This window comes from Serratia sp. X10 (genome assembly GCF_017811775.1).
GTDB lineage: Bacteria > Pseudomonadota > Gammaproteobacteria > Enterobacterales > Enterobacteriaceae > Serratia > Serratia ureilytica.
Genome location: NZ_JAEIOH010000005.1, coordinates 258,225 through 276,499, shown reverse-complemented (window position 1 = coordinate 276,499; position 18,275 = coordinate 258,225). Strand labels below are relative to the sequence as shown.

Here is an 18,275-nt window from a genome sequence, read left to right as displayed (position 1 = left end):
TATCCCAATAACAACCGTAGTGCGCTTTTTGTCCTGTGCATAACAAGCCTTTTAGATCCCAGCTTATCTGCGTCGGGATCACCGATCATTCACAGCAAACGATCCTCCTTAATCTGCTGATCTTCATCGTGAATAGTCACTTATCCACAGAGGATCGCGATCCTAATAAGAGATCTAATAAAGAGATCTTTAAATAAAAAAGATCTTCTTTTAATTACCGACGATCCTGACCACTTGGTCGATCGTCTAAACTTGAGTAGAATCCCCGACCCCAGGGCAAATACGATCGTTCGCAATACGGCGAGGTGCAGTTCCATGTTTTATCCAGATCAATTTGACGTCATCATCATCGGTGGTGGCCATGCAGGTACCGAGGCCGCCATGGCCGCGGCGCGCATGGGACGTCAGACTTTATTATTGACACACAATATCGACACGCTGGGACAGATGTCCTGTAACCCGGCGATTGGCGGTATTGGTAAAGGGCATCTGGTTAAGGAAATTGATGCACTCGGCGGCCTGATGGCGACAGCGATCGACCACGCCGGCATACAGTTTAGGATACTAAACGCCAGCAAAGGCCCAGCCGTTCGCGCCACACGCGCTCAGGCGGATCGCGTGTTGTATCGCCAGGCGATCCGTACCGCGTTGGAGAACCAGCCCAATCTGATGATCTTCCAACAGCCAGTTGAGGATCTGATTGTCGAAAACGATCGCGTCGTGGGCGCCGTCACCCAAATGGGCCTGAAATTCCGCGCCAAAGCGGTGGTATTGACCGTAGGCACCTTCCTGGACGGCAAGATCCATATCGGCCTGGAAAATTACAGCGGCGGCCGCGCCGGGGATCCGCCTTCGATCTCGCTGTCTCAGCGTTTGCGTGAACTGCCGCTGCGCGTCAACCGCTTGAAAACCGGGACACCGCCGCGCATCGACGCCCGCACTATCGATTTCAGCGTACTGGCGCCGCAACACGGCGATACGCCGGTGCCGGTATTCTCGTTCCTGGGCGATGCCAGCCAGCATCCGGAACAAATGGCGTGCTATATCACCCATACCAATGAAAAAACCCATGACGTGATCCGCAATAACCTCGATCGCAGCCCGATGTATGCCGGGATCATCGAAGGGATCGGCCCACGTTACTGCCCGTCGATCGAAGATAAGGTCATGCGTTTTGCCGATCGCAACGCGCACCAGATCTTCCTCGAGCCGGAAGGCCTGACCAGCAACGAGATTTACCCTAACGGGATCTCCACCAGCCTGCCGTTCGACGTGCAAATGCAGATCGTCCGTTCGATGGAAGGGATGCAAAACGCGCGTATTATTCGCCCTGGTTATGCTATCGAGTACGATTTCTTCGATCCGCGCGACCTGAAACCGACGCTGGAAAGCAAATTCATTCAAGGCCTGTTCTTCGCCGGCCAGATCAACGGCACCACCGGCTATGAAGAAGCCGCCGCACAGGGGCTGCTGGCCGGTCTGAACGCCGGTCGCTTCGCCGCCGAGCAAGAAGGCTGGGCGCCACGTCGCGATCAAGCCTATCTGGGCGTGCTGGTGGACGATCTCAGCACCCTCGGCACCAAAGAGCCGTATCGCATGTTTACCTCGCGTGCCGAGTATCGTCTGATGCTGCGTGAAGACAACGCCGATCTCCGTCTGACGGAAAAAGGCCGTGAACTTGGCCTGGTGGACGACGTGCGTTGGGCGCGCTATAGCGAGAAGCTGGAGCGAATCGAACGTGAACGTCAGCGCCTGCGCGACATCTGGATGCATCCGCACGCCGAGAACGTCGAACAGGTCAATGCGCTGCTGAAAGCGCCGCTGTCACGCGAAGCGAACGGCGAAGAGCTGCTGCGCCGCCCGGAAATGGACTACGCGCAATTGACCGGCATCGACGCCTTCGCGCCGCCGCTGGAGGATGTGCAGGCTGCCGAACAGGTCGAGATCCAGGTCAAATACGAAGGCTATATCGCTCGCCAGCAGGAAGAGATCGAAAAACAGCAGCGCAACGAGAACACCGTGCTGCCGCTGGATCTCGACTACCGTCAGGTGTCGGGGTTGTCGAACGAAGTGATCGCCAAACTGAACGATCACAAACCGAACTCCATTGGCCAGGCTTCACGCATCTCCGGCATTACGCCGGCGGCGATCTCGATTTTGCTGATTTGGCTGAAAAAGCAGGGGCTGCTGCGCCGCAGCGCATAAATCCCGCATCCAGGCGGCCGTTTGCTCAACCCGTAGCCAAACGGCCGCTGACATCACTTACGCGCTGAATTATCATAGGCGCCTCATTGCGCCAGCTAACCATCCGCTGGTCGTTCAGCGCCTGCCAAAGGATCCGTTGTGCAAAAAAAATTAGACTCGCTGCTCGCGGCAGCAGGCATTGAGCTGCCCGATCAGCAGAAACAGCAACTGCTGGGCTATGTCGGCATGCTGGATAAGTGGAACAAGGCTTATAACCTCACGTCGGTGCGCGATCCGCAGCAAATGCTGGTGCGCCATATCCTCGACAGCATCGTGGTCAACCCGCATCTGCAGGGATCGCGTTTTATCGATGTCGGCACCGGCCCCGGTTTACCGGGTATTCCGCTGGCGATCGTGCGTCCGGATGCGCATTTCACGCTGCTCGACAGCCTGGGCAAGCGCGTGCGTTTCCTGCGCCAGGTGCAGCATGAACTGGGCCTGAACAATATCGAGCCGGTGCAGAGCCGCGTTGAGGCGTTTCCGGCCGAGCCACCGTTCGATGGCGTGATCAGCCGGGCGTTCGCTTCGCTGCAGGATATGTTGTCCTGGTGCCATCATTTGCCGGCGAAAGGGCAGGGGCGTTTTTACGCCTTGAAAGGCGTGCGCCCGGATGAAGAATTGGCGCACCTGCCGGAGGGCGTTAGCCTGGAGTCTATCGTGCGGCTGCAGGTGCCAGAACTGGAAGGCGAACGCCATCTGGTGGTGCTTAAGGCAAACTGAGTTTGTTTTTGATCAAACAAGCGTGAATTAACGCTAGTACGGCGTGTAAAAGTAAGCAGGCTAATTAATTGGTCGCTTTTTTTAGTTAATTTACTTTCCATTAACACAAAAAACGCGGCTAATTAGCGACAATAGAGTAATTGCAATTAGAAATAGTCACGTTAGCAATCATGTGCGAAAGATTGGCCTTTGCTGCTAATGTTAATTGGCTGTTGGAATATTGCCCCGTTGCTTGTCAATAAAAGGTTTTCATCGGGTATACGGATTGTTTTTGAACAGTTAACTGATAATGTTTTGATTTATATAATCTTTTGATCGCTCAAATTGCTAAAGACGGTTTGATTGTCTATCGGCTATAAATCAGCGAAGGGCATTATTGTGATCGGCTTCGCGTTTCTAAACGCAACGCTGGAATAATCAGACAATTAAATGCGCCCTATTATTCCGACCGTTTTCTTGTGAAAATAGGCTGGAATAGGGAAATTTAAATAATTGTTCACCTTTTCGCTACTTATCGATTGAATTCGTTGGTATGCCCCGTATAATTTGCTCGTTTTTTGCTGCTTGACTCAGGACAGCAAAAACAGTTGTATACGTCACTCAGCATACCCCCTCTGGGGTACGGAGAGAACAAACGTCATGTCTGTGTCCCTATACAGCGGGAAAGTCGCACGCAAACTGCTGTTTTTGCAGTTAATGACTTTTGTTCTGATCAGCGTTGCTTTCTGGCTGAAAAGCCCGGAATGGGGCGCTTCGGCGTTGGCAGGCGGTCTCGCCGCCTGGTTGCCGAGTGCAATGTTTATGCTGTTTGCCTTGCGCCATCAGGCGCAAACGCCGGCGCCCGGTAGGGTTGCCTGGTCGTTCGCCATCGGCGAGGGGCTAAAGGTCGTGATCACCATCGTTTTGCTGATCGTGGCGCTGGGGGTGTTCAAGGCGGAGTTTATACCGCTTGGCCTGACCTATTTAGCGGTGTTAGTGGTGCAAATAGTGGCACCGGCCGTGATTAACAGTTACCGAAATTAACTAAATAAAGGGTAGAGGCATCATGTCTGCAGAGGGATACAACAGTCCACAGGAGTATATCGGTCACCACCTGACGCAGCTTCAGGTCGGGACTGGGTTTTGGTCGATTAACCTCGACTCGATGTTTTTCTCCGTCGTCCTCGGGGTTCTGTTCCTAGTGATCTTCCGCAAAGTGGCCAAAAACGCCACCAGCGGCGTGCCGGGTAAACTGCAAACCGCCGTGGAGCTGGTGGTCGGTTTCGTCGACAGCAGCGTGCGCGACATGTACCACGGCAAGAGCAAGGTGATTGCGCCGCTGGCGCTGACCGTGTTCGTCTGGGTGTTCCTGATGAACCTGATGGACCTGATTCCGGTAGACTTCCTGCCGTTCATCGGGGCGCATCTCGGCCTGCCTGCGCTGCGCGTAGTGCCTACCGCCGATGTGAACGTCACGCTGTCGATGGCGCTGGGCGTGTTTATCCTGATTCTGTTCTATAGCATCAAAATGAAAGGCGTTGGCGGGTTCGTTAAAGAGTTGACCATGCAGCCGTTCAACCACCCTGTATTCATTCCTATCAACCTGATTCTTGAAGGTGTCAGCCTGCTGTCCAAACCTGTTTCACTGGGTCTGCGACTGTTCGGCAACATGTATGCGGGTGAGTTGATCTTCATCCTGATTGCCGGCCTGTTGCCGTGGTGGTCACAGTGGGTCCTGAGCTTGCCTTGGGCTATCTTCCACATCCTGATCATTACGCTTCAAGCCTTTATTTTCATGGTTCTGACGATCGTCTATCTGTCGATGGCGTCTGAAGAGCACTGATTTTCTTAAAACACTTGCACTTTTAAACTGAAACAAACTGGAGACTGTCATGGAAAACCTGAGTATGGATCTGCTGTACATGGCTGCCGCTGTGATGATGGGGTTAGCGGCAATCGGTGCTGCGATCGGTATCGGCATCCTGGGTGGTAAATTCTTGGAAGGCGCTGCTCGTCAGCCTGACCTGATTCCTCTGCTGCGTACACAGTTCTTTATCGTTATGGGTCTGGTCGACGCCATCCCGATGATCGCTGTAGGTCTGGGTCTGTACGTGATGTTCGCCGTCGCGTAAGTAGAGCAACCCTCTACGACGTAACCAAACTATTAACTTTTAAAGAGGCATTGTGCTGTGAATCTTAACGCAACAATCCTCGGCCAGGCCATCGCGTTCGTTCTGTTTGTCTGGTTCTGCATGAAGTACGTATGGCCGCCGATCATGGCTGCCATCGAGAAACGTCAGAAAGAAATCGCTGACGGCCTCGCTTCTGCAGAGCGTGCCAAAAAAGATCTGGACTTAGCGCAAGCCAATGCGACCGACCAGCTGAAAACTGCCAAAGCAGAAGCTCAGGTGATCATCGAGCAAGCGAACAAACGCAAAGCTCAGATCATGGATGAAGCGAAAGCCGAAGCCGAGCAGGAACGTAACAAAATCGTGGCGCAGGCTCAGGCTGAGATCGAAGCCGAACGTAAGCGCGCTCGTGAAGAGTTGCGTAAGCAAGTCGCGATGCTGGCAATTGCCGGCGCCGAGAAGATCATCGAACGTTCCGTGGATGAAGCTGCTAACAGCGACATCGTTGATAAACTGGTCGCTGAACTGTAAGGAGGGAGGGGCTGATGTCTGAATTTGTAACTGTAGCTCGCCCCTACGCCAAAGCAGCTTTTGACTTTGCCGTTGAGCACCAAAGCGTAGAGCGCTGGCAGGACATGCTGGCGTTTGCGGCTGAAGTCACTCGCAATGAACAGATTTCTGAACTGCTGTCTGGCGCGGTTGCGCCAGAAACGCTGTCCAAGACGTTCATCGCGGTTTGTGGCGATCGGCTCGACGAACATGGCCAGAACTTTATCCGTGTAATGGCCGAAAATGGACGTTTACTGGTTCTTCCTGCCGTGCTGCAGCAGTTCATCGAACTGCGCGCCTCGCTGGAATCCACCGTCGAAGTCGAAGTGCTCTCTGCGAGCGCGCTGAGCGACGAACAGCAGGTGAAAATCGCCGCTGCGATGGAAAAACGTCTGTCACGCAAAGTTAAGCTGAATTGCAAAATTGACAAGTCTGTACTGGCCGGCATCGTTGTTCGCGCCGGCGATATGGTGATTGATGGCAGCGTTCGCGGTCGTCTTGAACGCCTGACAGACGTCTTGCAGTCTTAAGGGGACTGGAGCATGCAACTGAATTCCACCGAAATCAGCGAACTGATCAAGCAGCGCATTGCTCAGTTCAATGTAGTGAGCGAAGCTCACAATGAAGGTACTATCGTTTCCGTCAGCGACGGGATCATCCGCGTACACGGCCTGGCCGAAGTTATGCAGGGCGAAATGATCGCGCTGCCTGGCAACCGTTACGCAATCGCATTGAACCTGGAGCGCGACTCCGTCGGTGCCGTGGTCATGGGTCCGTACGCGGATCTGGCCGAAGGCATGAAGGTTAAATGCACCGGCCGTATCCTGGAAGTTCCAGTCGGTCGTGGTCTGCTGGGCCGCGTAGTTAACACCCTGGGCGCACCAATCGACGGCAAAGGCCCGATTGAAAACGATGGTTTCTCTCCGGTAGAAGCTATCGCCCCAGGCGTTATCGAGCGTCAGTCCGTTGATCAGCCGGTTCAGACTGGCTACAAATCCGTTGACGCCATGATTCCAATCGGCCGCGGCCAGCGTGAGCTGGTGATCGGTGACCGTCAGACCGGTAAAACCGCGCTGGCGATCGATGCGATCATCAACCAACGCGACTCCGGCATCAAATGCGTTTACGTGGCTATCGGCCAGAAAGCGTCCACCATCGCTAACGTGGTGCGCAAACTGGAAGAGCACGGCGCACTGGCCAACACCATCGTGGTGGTAGCGACCGCTTCCGAATCCGCTGCACTGCAATACCTCGCGCCATACGCCGGTTGCGCAATGGGCGAATACTTCCGTGACCGCGGTGAAGATGCGCTGATCGTGTACGATGACCTGTCCAAACAGGCCGTTGCTTACCGCCAGATTTCCCTGCTGCTTCGTCGTCCGCCAGGTCGTGAAGCTTACCCAGGCGACGTATTCTACCTGCACTCCCGCTTGCTGGAGCGTGCAGCGCGCGTTAACGCCGAGTACGTTGAAGCCTTCACCAAAGGTGAAGTTAAAGGTAAAACTGGTTCACTGACCGCTCTGCCGATCATTGAAACCCAGGCGGGTGACGTTTCCGCGTTCGTTCCGACCAACGTAATCTCGATTACCGATGGTCAGATCTTCCTGGAATCCAACCTGTTCAACTCCGGTATTCGTCCGGCAGTTAACCCGGGTATCTCCGTATCCCGTGTTGGTGGCGCCGCGCAGACCAAGATCATGAAGAAACTGTCCGGTGGTATCCGTACCGCGCTGGCGCAGTATCGTGAACTGGCTGCGTTCTCCCAGTTCGCCTCCGATCTGGACGACGCGACCCGCAAACAGCTGAGCCACGGTCAGAAAGTGACCGAGCTGCTGAAACAGAAACAGTATGCGCCAATGTCGGTTGCACAACAGTCTCTGGTGCTGTTTGCCGCAGAACGCGGTTACCTGAACGATGTCGAAGTCGCCAAAGTGGTGAGCTTCGAAGCCGCGCTGGTGGCCTATGCGGACCGCGAGCACGCCGAGCTGCTGAACCACATCAACCAAACTGGCAACTTCAATGATGAGATCGAGGGCAAGTTGAAAGACGTCCTCGAGACCTTCAAGAAAACCCAGTCCTGGTAACGCCGAACGGTCCTGCTGTTGAAAGACAGCAGGCCGTCTGGCACTGAGGAGAAGCAGAGATGGCCGGCGCAAAAGAGATACGTAGTAAGATCGCTAGCGTGCAAAACACGCAAAAGATCACTAAAGCGATGGAAATGGTCGCCGCCTCCAAAATGCGTAAATCGCAGGATCGCATGGCGGCCAGCCGTCCTTATGCAGAGACCATGCGCAAAGTGATTGGTCACCTTGCGTTAGGGAATCTGGAGTACAAGCACCCGTACCTGGATGAGCGTGACGTTAAGCGCGTTGGGTATCTGGTGGTGTCTACTGACCGTGGTCTCTGCGGCGGCTTGAACATCAACCTGTTCAAAAAGCTGCTGGCGGAGATGAAAGCCTGGTCCGAAAAAGGCGTCGAAACCGATTTGGCGCTGATTGGCTCTAAAGCAGCCTCTTTCTTTGGTTCCGTGGGTGGCAACGTGGTTGCCCAGGTGACCGGCATGGGGGATAAACCTTCCCTGTCGGATCTGATCGGGCCGGTGAAAGTGATGCTGCAGGCCTACGACGAAGGTCGTTTGGACAAGCTGTACATTGTCAGCAACAAATTTGTTAATACGATGTCCCAAGAGCCGCAGGTGCTTCAGCTGCTGCCGTTACCGCCAGCCGATGACGAAGAGCTGAAGAAAACGCCTTGGGATTACCTGTATGAACCGGATCCAAAAGTGCTGCTTGATACCTTGCTGCGCCGCTATGTGGAGTCGCAGGTTTATCAGGGCGTCGTGGAAAACCTGGCCAGCGAGCAGGCCGCACGAATGGTCGCGATGAAAGCCGCAACCGATAACGGCGGTAGCCTGATCAAAGAGCTGCAGTTGGTATACAACAAGGCGCGTCAGGCCAGCATCACTCAGGAACTCACCGAGATCGTTTCGGGAGCCTCCGCGGTTTAAGCTAGGTTTACGAATTACGTAGAGGATTCAAGATGGCTACTGGAAAGATTATCCAGGTAATCGGCGCCGTGGTGGACGTCGAGTTCCCTCAGGATGCCGTACCAAAAGTGTACGACGCCCTTGAGGTAGAAAACGGCACCGAAAAACTGGTGTTGGAAGTTCAGCAACAGCTGGGCGGTGGCGTGGTTCGCTGTATCGCAATGGGGACCTCCGACGGTCTGCGTCGCGGTCTGAAAGTGAACAACCTGGACCACCCGATTGAAGTGCCGGTGGGTAAAGCTACCCTGGGCCGTATCATGAACGTATTGGGTCAACCGATCGACATGAAAGGCGACATCGGCGAAGAAGAGCGTTGGGCGATTCACCGCGCGGCACCAAGCTACGAAGAGCTGTCCAGCTCCCAGGAACTGCTGGAAACCGGTATCAAGGTAATGGACCTGATTTGTCCATTCGCCAAGGGCGGTAAAGTCGGTCTGTTCGGCGGTGCGGGCGTAGGTAAAACCGTAAACATGATGGAGCTGATCCGTAACATCGCGATCGAGCACTCCGGTTATTCCGTGTTTGCGGGCGTGGGCGAGCGTACTCGTGAGGGTAACGACTTCTACCACGAAATGACCGACTCCAACGTTCTGGACAAAGTATCCCTGGTTTACGGCCAGATGAACGAGCCACCAGGTAACCGTCTGCGCGTTGCGCTGACCGGTCTGACCATGGCGGAGAAATTCCGTGACGAAGGCCGTGACGTTCTGCTGTTCGTTGACAACATCTACCGTTATACCCTGGCCGGTACCGAAGTGTCCGCACTTCTGGGCCGTATGCCATCCGCGGTAGGTTATCAGCCGACGCTGGCGGAAGAGATGGGCGTTCTGCAAGAACGTATCACCTCGACCAAGACCGGTTCGATCACTTCCGTACAGGCCGTTTACGTTCCTGCGGATGACTTGACTGACCCGTCTCCAGCCACCACCTTTGCGCACTTGGACGCAACCGTGGTACTGAGCCGTAACATCGCTTCTCTGGGTATCTACCCGGCCGTTGACCCGCTGGATTCCACCAGCCGTCAGCTGGATCCGCTGGTCGTTGGCCAGGAGCACTACGACGTAGCGCGTGGCGTGCAGTCCATTCTGCAACGCTACCAGGAACTGAAAGATATCATCGCGATCCTGGGTATGGACGAGCTGTCTGAAGAAGACAAACTGGTCGTATCCCGTGCGCGTAAGATCCAACGCTTCCTGTCTCAGCCGTTCTTCGTGGCAGAAGTCTTCACCGGTTCTCCGGGCAAGTTCGTATCGCTGAAAGACACCATCCGTGGTTTCAAAGGCATTATGGACGGCGACTATGACCACCTGCCGGAGCAGGCGTTCTACATGGTTGGCACCATTGAAGAAGCAGTGGAAAAAGCCAAGAAACTGTAACGCCTTGAGAGGAGGGTGATATGGCTATGACTTACCATCTGGATGTAGTCAGCGCGGAAAAACAGATGTTTTCCGGCCTGGTGCAGAAGATCCAGGTGACAGGCAGCGAAGGTGAACTGGGGATCTTCCCTGGCCATGCGCCGCTGCTGACTGCCATCAAGCCTGGCATGGTGCGTATTGTTAAGCAGCACGGTGAAGAAGAGTTCATCTACCTGTCCGGCGGCATCCTCGAGGTGCAGCCGAGCGTGGTTACCGTGCTGGCGGACACTGCTATCCGTGGTACTGACCTCGACGAAGCGAGAGCGTTGGAAGCTAAGCGTAAAGCTGAAGAACACATTCGCAGCTCTCATGGCGATGTCGACTATGCTCAGGCATCCGCTGAACTGGCGAAAGCGATCGCAAAACTGCGCGTTATCGAGCTCACCAGAAAAGCGATGTAATGTTTGGGTGCAGAGCACCCAACTTTAAGAAAGCGGCCTATAGGGTCGCTTTTTTTTTACTTTAAAATAAGCATTTCAGCCCGGCGTACAGAGTGGTGTATAACCCCTGATATCGGGAAAGAAACGTCGCCGATCGCCGACAGTTTTTTCGTCCCGGCGTCGAATTGGCCGCGATAGCGGCAGGCCAAGGCCCGCGCGGCCTGCGCCGGGTTCGTGCAGAGAAATATGTAGTAATATCGCCGCTAAACGGTTTTACTTTCGTCTATCAAAATGGAGTTATCAGGTTGCTTATGTCGAACAGCGCAATGAGCGTGGTTATCCTCGCCGCGGGCAAGGGAACACGCATGTATTCCGATCTTCCCAAGGTCTTACATCCGTTGGCCGGCAAGCCGATGGTGCAACACGTCATTGATGCCGCGATGAAACTGGGCGCGCAACATGTACACCTGGTATACGGCCACGGCGGCGATCTGCTGAAAAGCACGTTGACCGAGGGCGCGCTGAACTGGGTGCTGCAGGCCGAGCAATTGGGCACTGGCCATGCGATGCAGCAGGCGGCGCCGCATTTTGCCGACGATGAAGACGTATTGATGCTGTATGGCGACGTGCCGTTGATTTCCGTGGATACGCTGCAGCGCCTGTTGGCGGCCAAGCCGCAGGGCGGCATCGGCCTGCTGACGGTCAAGCTGGACGACCCGAGCGGCTATGGCCGCATCGTGCGCGAGCAGGGTGACGTGGTGGGCATCGTCGAACACAAGGACGCCAGCGAAGCGCAGCGTCAGATCAATGAGATCAATACCGGCATCCTGGTGGCGAATGGGCGCGATCTGAAGCGCTGGCTGGGGATGTTGAACAACGACAACGCACAGGGCGAGTTTTACATCACCGATATCATTGCGTTGGCGCATGCCGACGGCAAGAAAATCGAAGCCGTGCACCCGTCGCGTTTGAGCGAAGTGGAAGGCGTGAACAACCGTCTGCAGCTGGCGACCCTGGAGCGCGTGTTCCAGTCGGAACAGTCTGAAAAACTGCTGCTGGCCGGCGTAATGCTGTTGGATCCGGCGCGTTTCGACCTGCGCGGTGAACTTGTTCACGGCCGCGACATCACTATTGATGCGAATGTGATTATCGAAGGTCACGTCAAGCTGGGCGACCGGGTGAAAATCGGCGCCGGCTGCGTGCTGAAAAACTGCGTGATCGGTGATGACTGCGAGATAAGCCCTTACAGCGTACTGGAAGACAGCGTGCTGGAAGCCGACTGCACCGTGGGGCCGTTCGCCCGCCTGCGCCCTGGCGCGGAGCTGGCAACAGGGGCCCACGTCGGCAACTTCGTGGAAATGAAAAAGGCGCGTTTGGGCAAAGGCTCCAAGGCCGGTCACCTCAGCTACCTGGGCGATGCCGACATTGGCGATGACGTGAATATCGGCGCCGGCACCATCACCTGCAATTACGATGGCGCCAACAAGCACAAGACGCTGATCGGCGATGGCGTGTTCGTCGGTTCCGATACTCAGCTGGTGGCGCCGGTGTCGGTCGGCAAAGGCTCCACCATTGCCGCCGGTACCACGGTGACGCGAGATATCGCCGAAAACGAACTGGTCCTGAGCCGCGTCAAGCAGGTGCACATTCAGGGCTGGCAGCGCCCGGTGAAGAAGAAGCCATAGTGTGTTTTGCGTTGGGCTCTATTCACGAGCCCAATACAAAACATAATAACCCCACCATCTACAGGCTCGGGGACGCACGGTAAAACCGGCAAAAATCAGGTCAAGGCATCGAAAACGTCCACGAAGGACGTTCATTAGGAATACAACTGATGTGTGGAATTGTAGGCGCAGTAGCGCAACGTGATATCGCAGAAATTCTGTTGGAAGGTTTACGCCGTCTCGAGTACCGCGGTTATGACTCCGCCGGTCTGGCGGTGGTCGACGCGCAGGGTAACGTCAGTCGCCTGCGCCGCGTAGGCAAGGTGCAAAAACTGGCCGAAGCGGCGGAGCAGACCGATCTGCACGGCGGCACCGGCATCGCTCACACCCGCTGGGCAACGCACGGTGAACCGACCGAGGCGAACGCGCACCCGCATGTTTCCGACTACATTACCGTGGTGCATAACGGCATCATCGAAAACCACGAGCCGCTGCGCGAACTGCTGATCGAACGCGGTTACCGCTTCAACTCTGAAACCGACACCGAAGTGATCGCGCACCTGGTGCACTGGGAACAGCTGCAGGGCGGTACGCTGCTCGAAGTGGTTCAGCGCGTGATTCCACAGCTGCGCGGCGCTTACGGCACCGTGGTGATGGACAGCCGCGATCCGAGCGTATTGGTCGCGGCGCGCTCCGGCAGCCCGCTGGTTATCGGCCGCGGCGTCGGGGAAAACTTCATCGCCTCCGATCAGCTGGCGCTGCTGCCGGTCACCCGTCGCTTCATCTTCCTGGAAGAGGGCGACGTGGTGGAAGTGACTCGCCGCACCGTCAACATCTTCGACAAGCAGGGCAACGCCATCGAGCGCCCTGAGATCGAATCCCAGGTGCAGTATGACGCCGGCGACAAGGGCGCTTACCGCCACTACATGCAAAAAGAGATCTACGAACAGCCGCTGGCGCTGAAAAACACCCTGGAAGGGCGTTTCAGCCATGGCCAAATCAACCTGAGCGAGCTGGGCCCGCACGCCGACGAGCTGCTGGCCAAGGTGCAGCACGTGCAGATCATCGCCTGTGGGACTTCTTACCACTCCGGGATGGTGGCGCGTTACTGGTTCGAAGCGCTGGCCGGCGTGCCGTGCGATGTCGAGATCGCGTCCGAATTCCGTTACCGCAAATCGGCGGTGCGTCCGGGCAGCCTGATCATCACTCTGTCGCAGTCCGGCGAAACCGCCGACACCCTGGCGGCGCTGCGCCTGTCCAAAGAGCTGGGTTATCTCGGTTCGTTGGCCGTTTGTAACGTTGCTGGTTCGTCGCTGGTGCGCGAATCCGATCTGGCGTTGATGACCAAAGCCGGTACGGAAATCGGCGTAGCCTCGACCAAAGCCTTTACCACGCAGCTCACCGTGCTGTTGATGCTGGTGGCACGCCTGGGCCGTCTGAAAGGCATGGCGGAAAGCGTGGAACAGGAGATTGTGCACGGCCTGCAGGCGCTGCCGGCGCGTATTGAGCAAATGCTGTCGATGGATAAAGAGATCGAAGCGCTGGCGGAAGGTTTCTCGGACAAACATCATGCGCTGTTCCTCGGCCGCGGCGATCAGTACCCGATCGCCATGGAAGGGGCGCTGAAGCTGAAAGAGATCTCCTATATTCACGCTGAAGCTTATGCGGCGGGTGAGTTGAAACACGGCCCGCTGGCGCTGATCGACGCCGATATGCCGGTGATCGTGGTGGCGCCGAACAACGAACTGCTGGAAAAGCTGAAGTCCAACATTGAAGAAGTGCGCGCGCGCGGCGGTCAGCTGTACGTGTTCGCCGATCAGGACGCCGGCTTCGTCAGCAGCGAAGGCATGACCATCATTCCTCTGCCGCACGTTGAGGAAATCGTGGCGCCGATCTTCTACACCGTGCCGTTGCAGCTGCTGTCTTACCACGTGGCGCTGATCAAGGGCACCGACGTTGACCAACCGCGCAACCTGGCGAAGTCTGTCACCGTAGAGTAACCTGCCGCAGGTAAACTGCAAAAGCCGGCCTTCGCGCCGGCTTTTTCATGAGCGACGTAAAAGAGGGCTGCGATGCCGATTCGGCGATAAACATTGTCATATTCAAGCGGATAGGCCGCGCCCAAACGGTTTTTTTGTTGTTTGGCAATTGTGCTATTTTTGAGTTAATTGATTGATTTTTAAATAAACAAACCCCATTCAAACGCACTGTAATATAACTGTCATATTGCGTACATTTTTCTGTCACCAAACTGTCCTATTTTCCCTCCTGCAGCAATACTTACTCTGATTAAAACGACTCGAAGTCGATTTTAAGTATCCCATTAGGAGGGATTATGAAACTGATGCGTACCACCGTCGCCAGTATTGTGGCAGCGACCTTCTCCCTGACCACCGTGTCCGCGTTCGCTGCTGCCAGCCTGACCGGTGCAGGTGCGACATTCCCCGCTCCGGTTTACGCCAAGTGGGCAGATTCTTATCAGAAAGAAACCGGCAACAAAGTTAACTATCAGGGCATCGGCTCCTCTGGCGGCGTGAAGCAAATCGTGGCCAACACCGTTGACTTTGGCGCTTCCGACGCCCCGCTGTCTGACGACAAACTGGCGGCCGATGGCCTGTTCCAGTTCCCGACCGTGATCGGCGGCGTGGTGCTGGCTGTGAATATCCCGGGCATCAAATCCGGCGAACTGACGCTGGACGGTAAAACCCTGGGTGATATCTACCTCGGCAACGTCAAAAAGTGGAACGATCCGGCTATCACCAAGCTGAACCCAGGCGTGAAACTGCCTGACCAGAACATTGCCGTGGTGCGCCGCGCCGACGGTTCCGGCACCTCGTTCGTGTTCACCAGCTACCTGTCCAAGGTGAACGCGCAGTGGAAAGAGAAGATCGGCGCCGGTTCTACCGTTAACTGGCCGACCGGTCTGGGCGGCAAAGGCAACGACGGCATCGCCGCCTTCGTTCAGCGTCTGCCTGGCTCTATCGGCTACGTAGAATACGCTTACGCCAAGCAGAACAACCTGGCTTACACCAAGCTGGTGTCCGCCGACGGCAAACCGGTCAGCCCGACCGAAGAGAGCTTCAGCAACGCCGCCAAGGGTGCGGATTGGAGCAAAACCTTCGCTCAGGATCTGACTGACCAGAAAGGCGACAACGTGTGGCCAATCACCTCCACCACCTTCATCCTGGTGCACAAAGAGCAGAAAAACCCTGCTCAGGGCGCCGAAGTGCTGAAGTTCTTCGACTGGGCCTACAAAACCGGCGGCAAGCAGGCTAACGAGCTGGATTACGCCACCCTGCCGAAAGAAGTGGTTGAGCAGGTGCGTGCGGCCTGGAAAACCAACGTAAAAGACAGTTCAGGTAAAGCGCTGTACTAACAACGCAGGGGCGCGGGTTCGCCGCGCCCCACACAGTTCTTCAGGCTCCGATCCCGGTTGGGGCTGCCAGGGTTCAAACAGAGAGTAATCTATGGCTGAGTACAAGCCGACCATCAAAGCACCGGGCAAAAACGGTGACATCATTTTCAGCGCGCTGGTGAGACTGGCTGCGCTGATTACCCTATTGTTGCTGGGCGGCATCATCGTTTCGCTGATCTTCGCCTCCTGGCCAAGCATGCAGAAATTCGGCTTCGCCTTCCTGTGGACCAAAGAGTGGGATGCGCCGGCGGAGCAGTTCGGCGCGCTGGTGCCGATTTACGGCACCGTGGTCACCTCGCTCATCGCGCTGATTATCGCCGTGCCGGTGAGTTTCGGCATCGCGCTGTTCCTGACCGAACTGGCGCCGAACTGGTTGAAGCGGCCGCTGGGCATCGCCATTGAGCTGTTGGCGGCCATCCCGAGCATCGTCTACGGCATGTGGGGGCTGTTCGTGTTCGCCCCGCTGTTCGCCGAATATTTCCAGACGCCGGTGGGCGAAGTGCTGTCGGGCATTCCTATCGTCGGCGAGCTGTTCTCCGGCCCGGCCTTCGGCATTGGCATTCTGGCCGCCGGGGTTATCCTGGCTATCATGATCATTCCTTACATCGCCGCGGTGATGCGCGACGTGTTCGAACAGACGCCGGTAATGATGAAAGAGTCGGCCTACGGCATCGGCTGCACCACCTGGGAAGTCATCTGGCGCATCGTGCTGCCGTTCACCAAAAACGGCGTCATCGGCGGCGTGATGCTGGGTCTGGGCCGAGCGCTGGGGGAGACCATGGCGGTAACCTTTATCATCGGCAACACCTACCAGCTCGACAGCGCTTCGCTGTACATGCCGGGCAACAGCATCACCTCGGCGCTGGCCAACGAATTCGCCGAAGCCGAGTCCGGCGTGCACACCGCCGCACTGATGGAGCTGGGCCTGATTCTGTTTGTTATCACCTTTATCGTGCTGGCGCTGTCGAAACTGATGATCATGCGTCTGGCCAAGAATGAGGGGCGTTAACATGGCGACGATGGATATGCAAAACGCAGTCGTTCTGGCGGAAAGCCGCCGCAAAATGCAGGCCTGGCGCCGGCAGAAAAACCGCCTCGCGCTGTTCTTGTCGATGGCGACCATGGCGTTCGGGCTGTTCTGGCTGATCTGGATCCTTATCGCCACCGTGACCAAAGGCTTCGACGGCATGTCGCTGGCGCTGTTCACCGAGATGACCCCGCCGCCGAACACCGCGGGCGGCGGCCTGGCCAACGCCATCGCCGGCAGCGGACTGTTGATCCTGTGGGCGACCATTTTCGGCACGCCGCTGGGCATCATGGCCGGTATTTACCTGGCGGAATACGGACGTAAATCCTGGTTGGCGGAAGTGATCCGCTTTATCAACGATATTCTGTTGTCCGCACCGTCGATCGTGGTGGGCCTGTTCGTTTACACCATTGTGGTGGCGAAGATGGAACACTTCTCCGGTTGGGCCGGCATCGTGGCGCTGGCGCTGCTGCAGGTGCCGATCGTCATTCGAACCACCGAGAACATGCTGAAGCTGGTGCCGGATACGCTGCGCGAGGCCGCTTATGCGCTGGGCACGCCGAAATGGCGCATGATTTCCGCCATCACGCTGAAGGCGTCGGTGTCCGGCATCATCACCGGCGTGCTGCTGGCGATTGCGCGCATTGCGGGGGAAACGGCGCCGCTGCTGTTCACCTCGCTGTCGAACCAGTTCTGGAGCACCGACCTGATGCAGCCGATCGCCAACCTGCCGGTGACCATCTTCAAATTCGCCATGAGCCCGTTCGCCGAATGGCAACAGCTGGCCTGGGCCGGGGTGCTGTTAATCACCCTGTGCGTACTGTTACTGAATATCCTGGCGCGCGTGATTTTCGCCAAGAAAAAGCATTCATAAAATTTTGAGCGCCGCTTTGGCGGCGCTGATGAAAAGAGAGAAGTCTTAATGAGTATGGTTACTGACGCTTCCAGCAGCAAAATTCAGGTACGCGATCTGAACTTCTACTACGGCAAATTCCATGCGCTGAAGAACATCACGCTGGATATCGCCAAGAACAAGGTCACCGCGTTTATCGGCCCATCCGGCTGTGGCAAGTCCACCCTGCTGCGCACCTTCAACAAGATGTACCAGCTGTACCCGGAACAGCGAGCGGAAGGCGGCATCCTGCTGGACGGCCAGAACATCCTGACCGACAACTCGGATATCGCGCTGCTGCGCGCCAAGGTCGGCATGGTGTTCCAAAAGCCGACGCCGTTCCCGATGTCGATTTACGACAACATCGCCTTCGGCGTTCGCCTGTTTGAAAAGCTGTCGCGCGCCGATATGGACGAACGCGTGCAGTGGGCGCTGACCAAAGCGGCGCTGTGGAACGAAACCAAGGACAAGCTGCACCAGAGCGGCTACAGCCTCTCCGGCGGCCAGCAGCAGCGTCTGTGCATCGCCCGCGGCATCGCCATTCGTCCGGAAGTGTTGTTGCTGGATGAGCCTTGCTCGGCGCTGGATCCGATCTCCACCGGCAAGATTGAAGAGCTGATCAGCGAGCTGAAGGCTGATTACACCGTGGTGATCGTGACGCACAACATGCAGCAGGCGGCGCGCTGCTCCGACTCTACCGCATTTATGTATCTGGGCGAGCTGATCGAGTTCAGTGATACTGATAACCTGTTCACTGCGCCGCAGAAAAAGCAGACTGAAGACTACATCACTGGCCGTTATGGTTGATAGGAAGC

General features: G+C 56.4%; 17 protein-coding genes. All 17 read left to right on the top strand.

Annotated features, from left to right (window positions below; all coding sequences use genetic code 11):
* The first annotated feature begins 315 nt into the window (after window positions 1-315).
* The 17 genes from mnmG to pstB all read left to right on the top strand — a co-directional run bounded on the left by mnmG (window position 316) and on the right by pstB (window position 18,267).
* Complete coding sequence (gene mnmG / locus J9788_RS18315) at window positions 316-2,205, top strand: tRNA uridine-5-carboxymethylaminomethyl(34) synthesis enzyme MnmG (RefSeq protein ID WP_182265600.1); 1,890 nt, start codon at window positions 316-318, stop codon at window positions 2,203-2,205.
* Window positions 2,206-2,343: 138 nt separating this feature from the next.
* Window positions 2,344-2,964, top strand: coding sequence for a 16S rRNA (guanine(527)-N(7))-methyltransferase RsmG (gene rsmG / locus J9788_RS18310; protein ID WP_025304738.1), 621 nt, complete (start codon window positions 2,344-2,346; stop codon window positions 2,962-2,964).
* 639 nt (window positions 2,965-3,603) lie between these two features.
* On the top strand, window positions 3,604-3,987 hold the full coding sequence (gene atpI / locus J9788_RS18305; protein ID WP_182265601.1) for a F0F1 ATP synthase subunit I: 384 nt from the start codon (window positions 3,604-3,606) through the stop codon (window positions 3,985-3,987).
* A 22-nt stretch (window positions 3,988-4,009) separates the two neighbouring features.
* Entirely contained in the window at window positions 4,010-4,786 is a 777-nt protein-coding gene (gene atpB, locus J9788_RS18300; protein ID WP_025304740.1) for a F0F1 ATP synthase subunit A, read from the top strand.
* Window positions 4,787-4,835: 49 nt separating this feature from the next.
* Entirely contained in the window at window positions 4,836-5,075 is a 240-nt protein-coding gene (atpE, locus tag J9788_RS18295; protein WP_004093904.1) for a F0F1 ATP synthase subunit C, read from the top strand.
* A gap of 57 nt (window positions 5,076-5,132) precedes the next feature.
* Complete coding sequence (gene atpF, locus J9788_RS18290; protein ID WP_004933804.1) at window positions 5,133-5,603, top strand: F0F1 ATP synthase subunit B; 471 nt, start codon at window positions 5,133-5,135, stop codon at window positions 5,601-5,603.
* 14 nt (window positions 5,604-5,617) lie between these two features.
* Window positions 5,618-6,151 (top strand): F0F1 ATP synthase subunit delta, encoded by a 534-nt coding sequence (gene atpH / locus J9788_RS18285; protein ID WP_182265602.1) that lies wholly within the window; start codon window positions 5,618-5,620, stop codon window positions 6,149-6,151.
* A gap of 12 nt (window positions 6,152-6,163) precedes the next feature.
* A complete protein-coding gene (gene atpA, locus J9788_RS18280) occupies window positions 6,164-7,705 on the top strand; it encodes a F0F1 ATP synthase subunit alpha (RefSeq protein ID WP_033652328.1) in 1,542 nt (513 codons plus the stop codon).
* A 59-nt stretch (window positions 7,706-7,764) separates the two neighbouring features.
* A complete protein-coding gene (atpG, locus tag J9788_RS18275) occupies window positions 7,765-8,628 on the top strand; it encodes a F0F1 ATP synthase subunit gamma (RefSeq protein WP_004933811.1) in 864 nt (287 codons plus the stop codon).
* A 32-nt stretch (window positions 8,629-8,660) separates the two neighbouring features.
* Window positions 8,661-10,043, top strand: a complete 1,383-nt coding sequence (gene atpD / locus J9788_RS18270; protein WP_004933813.1) for a F0F1 ATP synthase subunit beta — start codon at window positions 8,661-8,663, stop codon at window positions 10,041-10,043.
* Between the two features lie 20 nt (window positions 10,044-10,063).
* Window positions 10,064-10,483 (top strand): F0F1 ATP synthase subunit epsilon, encoded by a 420-nt coding sequence (locus J9788_RS18265; RefSeq protein ID WP_004933814.1) that lies wholly within the window; start codon window positions 10,064-10,066, stop codon window positions 10,481-10,483.
* A 290-nt stretch (window positions 10,484-10,773) separates the two neighbouring features.
* Complete coding sequence (gene glmU / locus J9788_RS18260; RefSeq protein ID WP_033652327.1) at window positions 10,774-12,147, top strand: bifunctional UDP-N-acetylglucosamine diphosphorylase/glucosamine-1-phosphate N-acetyltransferase GlmU; 1,374 nt, start codon at window positions 10,774-10,776, stop codon at window positions 12,145-12,147.
* Window positions 12,148-12,296: 149 nt separating this feature from the next.
* Entirely contained in the window at window positions 12,297-14,126 is a 1,830-nt protein-coding gene (gene glmS / locus J9788_RS18255) for a glutamine--fructose-6-phosphate transaminase (isomerizing) (RefSeq protein ID WP_046898749.1), read from the top strand.
* A gap of 335 nt (window positions 14,127-14,461) precedes the next feature.
* Window positions 14,462-15,502: a phosphate ABC transporter substrate-binding protein PstS gene (gene pstS, locus J9788_RS18250; protein WP_046898750.1), complete on the top strand. Its 1,041-nt coding sequence runs from the start codon at window positions 14,462-14,464 to the stop codon at window positions 15,500-15,502.
* A gap of 91 nt (window positions 15,503-15,593) precedes the next feature.
* Window positions 15,594-16,550 (top strand): phosphate ABC transporter permease PstC, encoded by a 957-nt coding sequence (gene pstC, locus J9788_RS18245; RefSeq protein WP_004933822.1) that lies wholly within the window; start codon window positions 15,594-15,596, stop codon window positions 16,548-16,550.
* Between the two features lies 1 nt (window position 16,551).
* Window positions 16,552-17,442 carry a phosphate ABC transporter permease PstA gene (gene pstA, locus J9788_RS18240; RefSeq protein ID WP_019455481.1) on the top strand — a complete coding sequence of 297 codons (891 nt, stop codon included), beginning with the start codon at window positions 16,552-16,554 and terminating at the stop codon, window positions 17,440-17,442.
* A gap of 54 nt (window positions 17,443-17,496) precedes the next feature.
* Window positions 17,497-18,267 (top strand): phosphate ABC transporter ATP-binding protein PstB, encoded by a 771-nt coding sequence (gene pstB, locus J9788_RS18235; protein ID WP_016929614.1) that lies wholly within the window; start codon window positions 17,497-17,499, stop codon window positions 18,265-18,267.
* Window positions 18,268-18,275 lie beyond the last annotated feature (8 nt).